Annotated in this window: 8 protein-coding genes, 1 tRNA gene and 1 pseudogene; 3 read left to right on the top strand and 7 right to left on the bottom strand. The window is 42.9% G+C overall.

Annotation, left to right across the window (positions count from 1 at the left end; genetic code table 11):
* Window positions 1-435: 435 nt before the first annotated feature.
* From KUV50_RS14435 to KUV50_RS14415, 5 genes are all read right to left on the bottom strand, one after another.
* Window positions 436-1,728, bottom strand: coding sequence for an acetylxylan esterase (locus KUV50_RS14435; RefSeq protein ID WP_222580879.1), 1,293 nt, complete (start codon window positions 1,726-1,728; stop codon window positions 436-438).
* A 589-nt stretch (window positions 1,729-2,317) separates the two neighbouring features.
* On the bottom strand, window positions 2,318-4,006 hold the full coding sequence (leuA, locus tag KUV50_RS14430; protein WP_222580878.1) for a 2-isopropylmalate synthase: 1,689 nt from the start codon (window positions 4,004-4,006) through the stop codon (window positions 2,318-2,320).
* 365 nt (window positions 4,007-4,371) lie between these two features.
* Window positions 4,372-5,325, bottom strand: a complete 954-nt coding sequence (locus KUV50_RS14425; RefSeq protein WP_222580877.1) for an alpha/beta hydrolase — start codon at window positions 5,323-5,325, stop codon at window positions 4,372-4,374.
* 167 nt (window positions 5,326-5,492) lie between these two features.
* Window positions 5,493-6,539, bottom strand: coding sequence for a nucleoid-associated protein (locus KUV50_RS14420; RefSeq protein ID WP_222580876.1), 1,047 nt, complete (start codon window positions 6,537-6,539; stop codon window positions 5,493-5,495).
* Window positions 6,540-7,299: 760 nt separating this feature from the next.
* A tRNA-Pro gene (locus tag KUV50_RS14415) sits at window positions 7,300-7,374 on the bottom strand.
* Window positions 7,375-7,861: 487 nt separating this feature from the next.
* On the opposite strand from KUV50_RS14415, the pseudogene KUV50_RS14410 reads away from it, so the two are divergent.
* Window positions 7,862-9,413 (top strand): annotated as a pseudogene (locus KUV50_RS14410) (carbon-nitrogen hydrolase family protein).
* A gap of 8 nt (window positions 9,414-9,421) precedes the next feature.
* On the opposite strand, the gene KUV50_RS14405 reads toward KUV50_RS14410, so the two are convergent.
* Window positions 9,422-9,862, bottom strand: a complete 441-nt coding sequence (locus KUV50_RS14405; RefSeq protein ID WP_222580875.1) for a YtoQ family protein — start codon at window positions 9,860-9,862, stop codon at window positions 9,422-9,424.
* A gap of 767 nt (window positions 9,863-10,629) precedes the next feature.
* Between KUV50_RS14405 and KUV50_RS14400 the strand changes: the two genes are divergently transcribed.
* Both KUV50_RS14400 and KUV50_RS14395 read left to right on the top strand, forming a co-directional pair.
* Complete coding sequence (locus KUV50_RS14400; RefSeq protein WP_222580874.1) at window positions 10,630-11,286, top strand: TetR/AcrR family transcriptional regulator; 657 nt, start codon at window positions 10,630-10,632, stop codon at window positions 11,284-11,286.
* 52 nt (window positions 11,287-11,338) lie between these two features.
* On the top strand, window positions 11,339-12,655 hold the full coding sequence (locus KUV50_RS14395; RefSeq protein ID WP_222580873.1) for an ABC1 kinase family protein: 1,317 nt from the start codon (window positions 11,339-11,341) through the stop codon (window positions 12,653-12,655).
* Window positions 12,656-12,954: 299 nt separating this feature from the next.
* Here KUV50_RS14395 and KUV50_RS14390 read toward each other — a convergent pair whose 3' ends face one another.
* On the bottom strand, window positions 12,955-14,463 hold the full coding sequence (locus tag KUV50_RS14390; protein WP_222580872.1) for an exo-beta-N-acetylmuramidase NamZ domain-containing protein: 1,509 nt from the start codon (window positions 14,461-14,463) through the stop codon (window positions 12,955-12,957).
* Between the last annotated feature and the right edge of the window lie 61 nt (window positions 14,464-14,524).

The raw sequence follows: 14,524 nt of genomic DNA, 5'->3' as shown, positions 1-14,524 counted from the left end.
AAAAATGGAATGCATCATCTTGTCAGCTCAAGAAATTTCGATATTTTTTACAAATTTCACAAATCTTGTGATTTCATGTGGAAATGATTTTATAAGGCTTAGCAGCATTTCCATGGAAAAAAAGTCCCCAACGAGTTGGGGACGGCAGTTCATAGCCTGGGTGGTTAGACCCTGGATAATTGGAAAGTTATTTACTGAGTCCCATAGGGACGACTGATAAACCTGTCGTCCGCCAAAGGCGGACTCAGTGATATCATCATCCAGACCCTGTGTTTTACAACCCAGGCTAAGATCTTTTGCCCCAATGGGACATTTAACAGTACCCTACTTACATGCTAAAGTTCAAATGCACATTCCGAATTTTTTCAAAAAGGGATTTTTTACCGGAAATTTACGCAATACCGTGTCCGTACCGTTAATTAATAATGTCTGTCTTCAGTTTTTAAGTTTCTCAAATAGCCATTTGTTTTTCAATTGATGTTGCTCAGGGAATGCCCAATGGTGTGTCTCCGGAAATACATGGAGTTCTTTTTCAGCAGGAAGTACATTGTAAGCCGCATACATCGAGGTCGGTGGACAGACATTGTCATTGTACCCCCAGCTGTAGAATCCGGGCACTTTCACAAACCGAGCAAAATTGACCACGTCAAAGTACTTCGAAGTTTCGATTTTCTCTGGTTTATTCGTAAACTCATCTGTGAATAGTTGTGGCCAACCACCCGCACGATGATGCAGAAAACCGGTTAGGTCCGAAAGGGCCGGATAAAAGGCGGCCAAGTAGCTGATTCGGTCATCCAATCCGGCCGTAACAATCGAAAGCGCTCCGCCCTGGCTTCCACCCGTTACGCCAATATTTTCTCCGTCAAAGTTATCAAGCCCTTCAATAAAATCCACAGCTCTTACGCACCCCAGATAGACCCGTTTGTAAAACGCATGGTCTTTGTCGTCCAGATTGATGGTCATATAATTCTTCAAAGGCCCTTGCATCAGATTATCGTAAACGCTTTTATCCAGGTTGACCGGTATGCCATGAATACCTATCGTAAAGGATATAAATCCTTGCTCCGCATCTGACACTACGCCGTAATAGGGGCGGATGCCCGCTCCGGGAACATGCAATATGGCCGGGTACTTCCCCTCCTTTTTCGGGGTACACAGGATGCCATATATTTTACCATCAATATTGTCCAATCGGACATGGTAGACGTTGACATTGGCTGTGCTTCGTTCAGGCATCAGGGTCAGAACTGGATTCACAGGCACTTTTGCTAAATCTTCTTTGCCCTTGCTCCAAAATGATTCAAAGTCCGCTGGCAAAGTGGTCGTGGGTTCAATTTTTTCAGGGGAAAATCCGGCGGTAGCATAGGCAGCGTACTTTTTACCATCCACTTCCACGCTTGCCGTGAAGCGAAGAAATCCGGGTCGATCAAATTTTTCGGTCTTAATTTTAACTGATTCCTGTTTTAGGATAAAACTCCCTTCATCCAATAGCTCCATGGTTCGATACCCCGGATCGGGTTGTACGGTATACTTGACTTCAATCCCCTGAAGCGGGACATTGTTTTTTAATGCTGTAATGGTAAATTCTGCCTGGTCGCCCACCTCGTAGGTCCAGTCGTCGTGGTCGGGAGATACGATCACTTGAACCAGTTGTTTACGCGGCTGTGCATCTACATGAGTAACAAAAGGGAGTACCAATAATAGGAATAGATAAAATTTCGGTTTCATATTATGTTTTAATTGTTAATTGGCCGGGTAGTCCTGTAAAATGTGGAATATTGACTTCCGCCACTTGAATGAATGTAGCTTTTTCCGGGCTCCAAAGTACTACAAACCTATGTAGATACCAACTAAAAGTCGGTAGGCATCATTCATTGTTACACTGAAGACCTTTGCGCTGTCAACTTGTCTAGGCTGAGTCGCGGGCTCCGCTTGAGCAGGTCTCTAACGGATTTCATTGAATTTGGCTTTCCGTGATTTCCGTAATCTTTGTTACCTATCCATTGTATTCGATTTCTGATACAAAAACATATGTAATATGTGTAAACTTATCCCTATTTCTCGGTAAAGTCGTGCAAGGACTCATTTTTTTAATTCTCTATATTTTCTTAGGGTTTTATGATCTCGCTTCGGGCGGGCTGCTATGGAAAAATGCGTGGGTGCGGGAGCAGCATAGCGGGTAAGCCTTCATTTTTCCTTGACTTTTGCTCCACTTTGCGTCAAGGCAAAGTGGAAAATAAAGCATAAGATTTTATTAATACTCACCACTATCCTGTCTTTCTTATACGCCCTTTCACCGCAAGAAAAGTACTATCCATCAACCGGTTTTACCCTTTGCAACCTGCGCTCGGTTATAGGCAGAAATCAGCGCATTGACCCCCGATCGGCGAATGCTCGTATGCACCCCACATCCCCAAAACCGCATCGCCGGATCAGAATTTAAAGAGATCTGAACATACGAAACAGAGAGGGATGCGGAACTATGACCGATGGAATGCGACCGAAACTGCTCTACATTGAAGTCCTTCCAGCCTTGTTGCTTCAAAGCATACACCACCGAATTAATGGGCCCGTTTCCCCTCGCTTCGAGTTCCATTTTTTCACCTTTGTAAGTGAGAGATATTTCACCCAAAACTTTGGTTTCGGTCATTTTCGTAATTTCAAATTTCTTGAGATCGATGACGTCTTTGCGGTTTACAAATTCCTTTTGGAACTCATCCATGATTTCTTTGAACGTCAACTCCCGGCCATATTGATCTGCCAGACCATTGATATACAGCCCGACCTCAGGATGCATCTTTTTCGGCAAGTCATAATCAAATTCCCGCTTCAGGATATAGGCCACGCCACCCTTGCCGCTTTGACTATTGATTCTGATAATGGCTTCATAACTCCGGCCAATATCCACAGGATCAATCGTCAGATATGGAACCGCCCACTGCGTATCCTCGTCTTCTCTCAGATCCATCCCTTTTTTGATGGCATCCTGATGACTACCACTGAATGCGGTAAACACCAGTTCTCCGGCATAAGGATGTCGTTCATGAACCTTCATGCCGGTATTTTCTTCATAAATCTTTCGTACCGCATCAATATCAGAGAAGTCCAAGCCGGTCTCAATCCCATGGCTGTTCATATTGAGCGCCAACGTAGCGAGATCCAGGTTGCCCGTGCGTTCTCCATTTCCAAACAAAGTACCTTCCACGCGATCAGCGCCGGCCAATAAGCCCAGCTCTGTTGCCGCAATGCCGGTTCCCCGGTCATTGTGGGTGTGTAAGCTTACTAGAATGGATTCGCGGTTTTTGATCGTCCGGCAAAACCATTCGATCTGATCTGCATAGGTATTGGGCATATTCCATTCGACGGTCGATGGAAGATTGAGTATCATTTTGTGCTCCGGGGTGGGCTGCCACACATCCATGACAGCTTCGCAAACCTCGACGGCATAATCTTCTTCCGTATCAGAAAAACTCTCTGGTGAATACTGCAGCGTAATGTTCGTATCGGGTACTTCGTCTAAAAGTGATTTTATCAAAGTGGCTCCATTCACCGCTATGGCTTTAATTTCATCTTTAGTGGCGTTGCCAAATGTGATCCTGCGTTGAAGCTTTGATGTGGAATTGTACAGATGAACTATGGCGTGCTTCACACCATCCAGCGCTTCAAAGGTGCGACGAATCAGAGGTTCACGAGCCTGCACAAGCACCTGAACGGTGACATCGTCAGGAATGAGATCTTCCTCCACCAATTTTCTTAAAAAGTTGAATTCAGTATTCGATGCGGAGGGAAACCCCACTTCAATCTCTTTAAATCCGATGGCTACCAACTTCTTAAACAGCCTGACCTTTTGATCTATATTCATGGGTACCGGAAGGGCCTGATTCCCATCTCTTAAATCCACGCTGCACCAGATCGGCGCATGTTCCAGTTTTCGATCGGGCCATTTCCGATCCTTTAAGGATACGGGTTGAAATGGTGAATACTTATTAATATCAGATGCTTTCATACTTTATTTGTGTCTTTATGCCATGAAGAAATGAGCTCACACCAAAAAGTCTCTTTTGACCACCGCACCACCCACGCTAATCCCCACACCAAGTGGCTACTAGGGTAATCAGCCCCTAGGCGTTTACGTAGCAAAATTAGGGCATAAGCCTATACCTCCATCTTTACCATGAGCGAATGCCCAATAGCATTCCATGTAAATATGCATTGATTTTTTGAAGAAAAAAAACTTACTACCCGAGATGTAACCAGTGGATCGAGGAAACGGAATATTGTGCTCTTTCCGGGCAAATTTCTATTCGTACCGCCCATCCACCCCACCTACCTTACAAAGTGAGCCGAAGTAACGAACATAGTCGCAATGGCTTACTCATTGTTTACTACTTTTTGCAACCAAATTTCTGCTAAAGCAGGCCAAGTCTCAGCTGCAATATTTCCAGTCCGCATACCATACCCATGACCTCCTTCTGGTAATAAATGCAATTCAACTGGTATTTTATTATCCCTTAATGCAGTCGCCATGACTAAGGAGCTGTTTCCGTGACTGTCATCAGCAGTTCCAAAGATAAACATAGGAGGTGTATTACGGTCGACCAATAATTCAGGCCTAAGGCTTCGATTGATTCCTTTATCTAGATATGCAGCATAGACTAGTAGAGCAAAATCAGGACGGCACGATATGGAATCAATACTATCCATCTTTGGATAAGATTCTATATTATACCTTGTGCTTGCAAGAGCGCTTAAATCTCCCCCAGCCGAGAAACCAAGAACACCTAACTTGCTCGTATTCAGACGCCATTCAGGTGCCATGCTACGAATTACTTTGATTGCCCTTTGAATATCATACAAAGCTTCCTTTGGTTTATTTGGTACGCGATATTGCAATACAAAAGCAGTAAAACCAAGTGTGTTGAGCCATTCCGCTATTTCATAACCCTCCTTATCCATCGCGAGTATTCTATAACCTCCGCCTGGACAAACAATAACTCCGGCACCATTATTAAGAGAAGCTTTTGGTTTAAAGACCATTACAGCTGGGTTCGTAACGTCGGTTAACCGAACAACATGGCCACTTGTATTTGCAGTTTGTTTAGGTTCATGTTTTGGCTTATTTTCACCAGGTACTTTATCCGGCCACAAATAAATCGTATCTACCGTTTGGGCATAATTCAATGTCGTAAAATAAAAAATTGAAATCAGAGTGATCAATAATTTCATCCACAAGTCCCGCATTGAGAAACAGTTGAATAGTAATCGCCTATCCTCAAATTCTAATATCTTTTTACGGAGCTGATTGCCTTTCTTTATCCAATTCATTTTCTAAACCGTCTTTGATGAAACAATAAGTTGTACTTCCCCTTTCATAGGAGCTCCACCCTAAACTATTCACCACAACCCATAAATCGGCATTTTAGAACGATATATACTTCATTATCATGAATAATACAGGCTATATTCCAATCACACCTTGTTATTTGCGAGCCCTATTGCTCATGGGTGTAATATACTTTATAATATTTCCTTCCATCAGGGTCTATTCCGTGTTCTATTTGATTTCTGTCCCCATGAATATAAATGTGGAAGTTTTTGTCCAATTTCAGAACACTCTTAAAACCTTTTGACTGTTTCTTTACAGCGTGCGATGAAATTTCAAAATTATCCTGATGAGGTATGTCATTGGTTTCTCTATACTGATCATCAAAATTCCGGAATGACTCTATCAATTCATTATCACTGAATACATCGTTTTCAAACTCTTCTTTATCGAACGAATCATGTGACTTAAAGTATTCCACCGACTTATTGAGCAAATCAATTTTGTCTGCTTTCTGTATTTCAAACTCTTCCGAAACCTGCGTGGTCAGGTACTGTTTGGTGATGTTCAGAAAATCTTTGGTCGAATGGTAATCGTCGTTGCATGGTTTTAGGTGAAGGAACGTATCTTTCCAATACTGCGCTTCATTTGATTTGTTGGATTTATCAATAATACAGACTTTATATCCTTCCGCTTTGTCCTCGTTAAAGATCAAACACCCCTTGTCCAGTTTATCGATATTGATACCATCCTCATACGTCAGGTGAAATTCATCTGTTTCATCTTCAAATTTTAAAAATGAATGTTGGTTCTCCGATTTGAAAATACCAATCGCTTCAGCAGGACTTCCGTCCAGTTCGATATTCGAGAACTTCGCCACAAACAAATCACCTGGTTTTATATGCGGGTGACTGGAGACCTCGAACAACTGCTTGGCTATGCTTACGGAGGTATCGTGAAGTGATGTTGAATCTTCAAAGATGGTACTTGCAAAACTGAATATAGGATTCAGCCTAAAGTCTTCATTGGAAAAGGTCAAATTATAAAATTCCGGGGTCTTAAAAGGCTTAATAAAAAAGCGGGCAAGCAGCTCCCGGAGCTTTAGATCGGAGATGTCAAGCAGCTTTTTTGAACATCGTAGGTCTTCTCCATTGGTCTTGTTCCCCACTCTGTGCACCGCCACGCTCTCAATAGTACAATGTGTGTAGTCTATCATATTCTGTCAATCGTTGTACCCATATACCGTTTACTTAGCAAAAGCAATAAAATTTTCAAAGGCGTTGTTGGTCAAGCTATTAAATGCGTAACTCATTCTTACAAAATCAAGGTTCCTGACAATTAATGGGTATTGGATAATGGTTTGTTAGGAACTGGAAAATACAGTGAATTTTTGTGGGGCCAAACTAATACATATTCTTCGGATATCGTATGAATGATTGCGTAAATATATTACGTCCACACCCTGAAAAGTAATTCATTTTTGAGGCAAAGTATGTGAGAATCAATCAGACCGAAAAGGTAAATATAACCTGAATCCCAATGTAGGATTTCGTTCTGTAATTTATCGGGATGAAAGGAACAGCTCCCTATAGAGTTAATAGATGTAAGGTTCCAAATTAGGCTGATCCTGAAAATGGGAAGAAACTTGAAAAAGGCCTGTCCGCCCCCAAGTTGCAAGTGATTTTTGTGTTTCAGAGCACGCCCAATCAGAGTTTGGATCGCCTGGAAACACAAAAGCCCTGGCAATCTGCCAAGGCTTTTTTTATTTGTCGGGGTGGCAGGATGAGCTCCAATTATCTTTTAAATATAATATACTGGTAAAATACGCTGATCCTGTAGGTGGGGGAGGAAAATGAAAAAAGCCTCCACGTTCCTTCGTCACGTTAAGATTTTGTGTTTCCATACGCTCTCAAACAGAGTTTGGATCGCCTGGAAACACAAAAGCCCTGGCAATCTGCCAAGGCTTTTTTTATTTGTCGGGGTGGCAGGATTCGAACCTGCGGCCCCCGCGTCCCAAACGCGGTGCGCTAACCGGACTGCGCCACACCCCGAACATATTTTTCGAAAGCGATTGCAAATATAGTATATGATTCGATATCAAAAAATTATTTGCCAATAATTATACATTTTTTTATGCTTGAACCACAGAATCCGTCTACCACCGCCCAGCACACCCATACGTAGTGGATCCCCAGCTCAGACATCCAGTGCGGATGCGATGAAAACCTTCTTTTCCTGAGTGATTTATGGGATTCCTTCTTTCCCGGATCAGCTTGGCTATCCTGCCCCAATAATAACTGCCGGTTGTCAATAAGGTTATTGCTCCCAACAATTGCGATTTTGAAGGAGTAAAACATAAAAAAAAGACCGTGTAGAACGTTTAGTTGTATCCTTCATTTAATAATATTGAAAGTGAACGACGCGATTTAAACAATAAAATTAGAGCTTTGCATGATCGGATGATAGCAAAATAAAGCGCCATCCACATTTTCCCGGAAAGCTTGCCGTAGCCATTGCAAAATACAATAAACACATCACATGACTAACCTGCCCATCACTGAACACGCCTCCATAGAAATCCGCAATCTGAAAATCTCAGATTTTAAAGAACTGACACAGTCCATGAAGGAAGCTTACCCCCAATGGACCGACGTGAGTTGGACGGAGGAACAGATCCGTACACTGATCAAAAAATTTCCGGAAGGTCAATTTGTCGTTGTCGTGGACGGAAAAGTAGTCGGAAGTGCATTGTCGCTCATCGTTGATTATGAAAAATTTGGCGATGAGCATACCTATATGGAAATCACAGCCAATGATACATTTTCGACCCACGATCCGGAGGGAAGTGTGCTTTATGGAATCGATGTGTTTATGCACCAGGAATACCGGGGTATGCGGATGGGACGTCGACTTTATGATGCACGAAAAGAGCTGTGCGAAAATCTCAACCTTCGGGCGATCATTTTTGGCGGGCGGATTCCAGGGTATTTTGAGCACGCCGAATCCATGAATGTTAAAGAGTACATCCAAAAAGGTCAGAAATAAAGAAATCCATGATCCGGTGCTCAATTTTCAGTTGTCCAATGACTTCCACGTCAAAAAGATCATCAAAGATTATATGCCTGGAGATACCCAATCCATGGAATATGCGATCCTGTTGCAGTGGGATAACATTTACTATCAAAAGCCAAATAAAAAGGAAGCCGGAAGCCAGCACACAGACCATGGTGTTGTTCGTATCGGACTCGTCCAATGGCAAATGCGATCTTACACCACCTTGGAAGAAGTATTTGAACAGATCGAGTATTTTGTGGATGCCGTGGCAGACTACCAATCAGACTTTGTGTTGTTTCCCGAATATTTTATCGCCCCATTGATGGCCAATTTCAATGATCTGACCGTGGCCGGCGCCATTCGAAAACTGGCACAATACACCGATCAGGTCAAAAATAAATTTAGCCAACTGGCCATCAATTACAACATCAATATCATCACAGGAAGTATGCCCCAGATGCGAAATGACCAGCTGTACAATGTAGGCTTCCTTTGCCATCGTGACGGAAAAACAGATCAGTATGAAAAATTACATATCACACCCGATGAAGTCCAGTCCTGGGGGCTTAAAGGGGGCAATCATTTACAGACCTACGATACAGACTGTGGAAAGGTCGGCATCCTGATTTGTTACGATGTGGAGTTCCCGGAATTAGCCCGCACCCTTGCCGAAGAAGGCATGCAGATGCTTTTTGTACCCTTTCTCACAGACACCCAAAATGGGTATTCTCGCGTTCGGCATTGTGCACAGGCTCGGGCCATTGAGAATGAATGTTATGTGGCCATCGCTGGTAGCGTTGGCAACCTGCCCAAAGTACACAACATGGATATTCAGTACGCTCAGGCTACCGTATTTACCCCCTGTGACTTCTCTTTTCCGGCAAATGGCATCAAAGCAGAAGCTACACCCAATACTGAAATGATCCTGATCGCCGACCTGGATCTGGATCTTCTGAAACAACTGCATAATTACGGAAGCGTCAGAAATCTAAAAGATCGACGCAAGGATTTATATACCCTCCAGTTCAATAAATAACAGAAGTTTTAACCCATGACGTATTGCAAAAGCTCTACGACTTGATCCGGAGTCGTTGCCCAGGCATGTGCAGCGGCATCCACTTCTTTAAGCGGATGAATAATGTCTTCATCGTGCAGGGTAATGTAAGGGGTTCCCAAAGCTGCACAATAACCGGCATCAAACGCTGCATTCCACTGTTTGTATTTATCGCCAAAACGAATGACCGCAATATCGCAATCTTCGATCAACGTCCTGGTTCGGATCGCATTGACTTTGGCCGACTTGTGATCTCGCCAAAACCCCTCCGATTCCGGTTCCAGAATATCGCCCGCTGCATCACTCGCCGGATGATCTGTGACCGGTGATGAAAATGTCACATTCAACCCCTGTTTTTCACATCCTGATTTGATCTGATCCCGCCAGTCCGTATGGATTTCACCGGACAAATACACTTTTAATTTTTGCATCAATTTCTGTTTTTATGAAGAAAAGTAGTTCTATCTAACTATGCAACAGAATCTCCACCAAAAAGATCACCCCTTTTCGGGTCTTTGGCAGATCATCTATTGTAGCGAGTATTCCATTTATAAATCATAATAATTAATCCAGGCGCTTCCAGATCGTTTCACGCTTGTCTGTCGGCAATTAAGGACACATATTATAGCCAAGTCTCACGAATCGCCTGGCTCAATCTGCGATTCGTGAGCCCGTAGGGATCTGGAAGCGCATTTATTTAAACATATAGAATTCTGATTCACAACACTAATGTACAGAAATCATAAATAATGTATAGCTAGTATCTAACGCTTCCATCCCCAGGTGGTACGTGTTTAGTCCCCCATATAAACCTTGGAGAATGGAGCACCAGTTCCATTTTTTGTTTTTGTGTGGGAGCAAGAATGTGCGTAAGTCATCATTTTTCCTAGGGTTTTGCTCAACTTTGGGCTATGCCAAAGTTGAAAAGAATATGAAGGGATAGTGCGACCTCTCCGAGGTCGGAGATAATTTGATTATGCTAGTTGCTAATATACTATGACCCACTCCGGGGTCATTTTCCTTCATGCTTAGCATCAAGGTAAGGTGGAAAATAAGAAATAAGAATTTATGAAACACTTCAATAGTGCAAACCGAACCAGAGAATCAATCTCCTATTCCTCTGCAACCGTGCGATTATTTTCGATCCAAATGCGAGAACAATGGAGTACTTCCTGTGTTTCATAATGAAATAAAAATCATGGCAAAGCAGAAAAAAGAGATTTCAAAAGACCGCATCATTGAGTTGTATACAGAGCACCTTCTGGAACATGGCCAGGAACCACCTTCTGTCTATGCATTTGCAAAGGAAAATAAATTCACGGAAGCTGAATTTTATAACTTCTTTGGTTCATTTCCAAGCGTGGAAGCCGCTTTTTATGAGCATATTTTCCATCATTCTTACACACTGATCCAACAATCAGATGATTGGGAAGAAGCAGACGCTCGTGAAAAGTTATTAACTTTCTACTACACTTTTTTTGAAAATTTGACCGCAAACCGAAGCTTTGTGTTGGTCAGTATCGGAAAGGCACCGTCGATGAAAAGTCTTAAGAAACTTCGTTCGTTGCGAAAGGCCTTTAAAGCAATGATTCATGATCTCGATATTGACACACTCGATCTTAACCATGGCCAGTTAAATTCGCTCCAACAAAAGGCATTGGAAGAATCTGCGTGGATACAGCTGATCACGACACTGAAGTTCTGGTTGGAAGACAGTTCACCCGGATTTGAGAAAACAGATGTCTTCATCGAAAAAGCAGTGAATACCAGTTTTGAATTAATGAATGTAAGGCCCATTCGCAGACTCCTGGATTTCGGTAAATTCATTCTGCATGAACGATCATTCACCTCCTAAGCCAACGTACTGACCGTTCTTTGATTTTTATAAGCACTATAATATTTTCTCCGTGAAGACCATTAACCATATTCCCAAATCCAAAATTGCCCGAGCTTCTCAACTAGCCAAAACCGGAGCGAAAGTTGGCGTGAACTATCTGAAGTATTATGGGGACAAATTGACAAAAGGAGAACAAAAAGCCCGTGAAACCTTAAATGAAAGCAATGCCGAAGACATTTATGAAGGATTTAGCAACCTGAAAGGCAGCACACTCAAAGTAGCTCAGATGCTCAGTATGGAGCAGGGCATTCTCCCAGAGCAGTTTGTTGAAAAATTTTCTCTGTCTCAATTCTCCGTCCCGCCCCTTTCTACCCCTTTAGTTCGAAAGACCTTCCGAAAATACTTTGGTAAAAATCCCGAAGACATTTACGATGTGTTTAGCCCTGTTTCTGTTCATGCCGCCAGTATCGGACAAGTCCACTATGCGGAGAAGGACCACAAAAAACTTGCGGTAAAAATCCAATATCCCGGGGTAGCCGACAGTATCGTATCGGATTTGACGATGGTCAAACCACTCGCCATGCAACTGTTCAATCTTCGTGGAAAGGATTCCGGGAAGTATTTTCAAGAGGTCGAGGATAAGTTACTGGAAGAGACCAACTATTTACTTGAAATAAAACAAAGCAAGGCGGTGCGGGAAAGCTGTGCCCATCTTCCACATTTACGGTTTCCTGATTATTATGAAGATCTGTCGTGTGAGCGAATCATCACCATGGACTGGATGGAAGGCAAGCATCTTTCTGAATTTTTGGAACAAAATCCTGAACCGACACAGGCTGTACGGGACAAAATCGGTCAGACGCTATGGGATTTCTATATGTACCAGATCCATTCATTGCGAAAAGTTCACGCCGACCCACATCCTGGCAACTTTCTGGTATCAGATACGGAGGAACTTATAGCGCTTGACTTCGGATGCATGAAGGAGATCCCTGAAGACTTCTACCAACCTTATTTTGACCTAGTCAAAGGGGATACCCTGCATGATAAAATCATTTTTGAGGAAAAACTCTGGCAGTTGGATATCTTACGGGAAGATGATTCACCCACTGAGATTGAGTTTTTTAAATCTATCTTTCACACCATGATCACGCTGTTTTCCAAGCCATTCTGCCAAAAATACTTTGATTTTTCGGATGAAGCGTTTTTTAATCAACTCTACCAGTTTGGCGAAAAGATGTCCAAAGACAAAGCATTGAGAAAAATGAACGCCAACCGGGGCTCCAAACACTTCATATATATGCACCGAACGTTTTTCGGTTTGTATAATTTACTGTTTCAACTCAAGGCACGTGAAGTAGATATTCATCGGTACCCCCTTTATTAGTGAGGTAGTGGAAAAGCCTTTGTCCATACTCAGGTGTTATGAAAGCTCTCGATATTTTACTGAACTTTTATGATGAATGTAGAGTTATGAAAAGGTATTTGGAATAATGTAAATGTTTTGTGTGATAGTAATTATTTTGTGTCTGTCGTCCCCAAAGGGGGCTTAAATTACTAGTACAACTCAATCCAGGGTCTCACGACCCTGGCTATGATCTAACGTCCGCGATGCGGACTAAGGTTAAGCCATATTTCAAGGGTTGCTCTGTACAAGATAATCATTTTCATTCATCCCTAACGCCGCTAGTCAAAGTCCTCATAAAGCAAATACTTCTTCCGCATCTTCTTATATGCATCCAATTCATCCTGCCAACTGGCTTCGATCTGATCATAGCTCCAACCCTCTTTTATTTTTTTTCGAAGTGTGTCATTGCCAGCCAGTTTATCAAAAAATTCTGGTCTCGAGAAAAAACTTTCCTTGAATGGAGCCTTTTGGTAGAAATCGATAAAATGCCGAAGATTAAACGTCCATTTTTCGGCATCGACATCCCTCAGATCAACGCCATAACACTTCTTACCTTGTTGTTCCACATGAGCAGACATGCCTTCCCGCGATCCGGGCACAAAGGTAAAGTCACCAAAAACCGGATTGGCATACCCAATCGCCTGAAATGGAAAATCGGTTCCGCGCGCCACACTAATGTCTGTTCCTTCGAACAAACAGAGCGAAGGATACAGCCGAATGGACAAATAATTGGGCAGGCTCGGTGACGGGATGACCGGAGGTTCATAGAATGTGGCATGGGTATATCCTTCCACAGGAATGACGGTTACATCGCATTGGGCTCCACCGTCCAGCCAGCCCTCTCCATTGATCATATGTGCCAACTCGCCCACGGTCAGGCCATGCACCATGGCTATTTTGTGGTAACTGACATTGGATTTGAATTTATCGCTTTTCCGCACCGGCCCATTCACCTGATCTCCGTTGGGATTGGGTCGATCCAGCACCAGCAGCGGCCGGTCCACGTCGACGCACAGTTGCATCAATCGATGAAGCGATGTGATGTATGTATAGAACCGGGCTCCGACATCCTGAAGATCGTAAATCATGATATCCGCCGAAGCCACGATAGAATCTGCTTTCGCATTTTTCCCATACAATGAATGGAGGGTGATCCCCGTTTTGACATCCACGTCTTTGCTCACTTTCTCTCCCCGTTCGATCTTACCTCGAAAACCATGCTCGGGCGCAAAAGCAAACCGGACATCAATATCATTTTCGAGCAACACATCAACCAAATGATGATACCGGTCTCCGACCACAGAGGTCTGATTACCAAGAATACCTACTTTTTTTCCGCGAAGGAGGGGGAGGTATTTCTCGAGTTGGTCTGCGCCGGTTTTTACCAATTGCCCCTTGTCCCCTACATTATGAGATGGATAGAGGATGCTGTTCCGGTTGGGATCTCTGTATAGTACATATCGAGCCAGGGTCTCTTCAGACTCCAGGGAAGAAACCAGTTTATAATCAAATTGATGGAAATAATTTAATACTTCAACCAAAGAATGAAACCGAACCTCCTGTCCATTGGAATCCTTCACTTGAGATCGTTTAAAAATCCAGGGATTGTTTAATTGACCGTAATCGACCATAACCCGTACCTGTCCGCCAAACAACTGGTTCGACAGGACTACCTCCAGATAGGCGCCTTCTATCTCAGCAATGGGTTTGCCGTCGATGGTCTGGGAATGAGCAGTGGAAAATCCAATAAATACCCAACTTATCAAAAAAAGAAAATACAACTTCATAAATGATCCGTTTTAGCACATTGAAAGTAGAAAATTATTTTATCTTTCATCACAAGATATG

Origin of the sequence: Membranihabitans marinus (genome assembly GCF_019802045.1) — a bacterium.
Classification (GTDB): domain Bacteria; phylum Bacteroidota; class Bacteroidia; order Chitinophagales; family Saprospiraceae; genus Membranihabitans; species Membranihabitans marinus_A.
The sequence above is the reverse complement of the archived record's forward strand: the minus strand, read 5'-3'. Positions and strand labels throughout refer to the sequence as shown.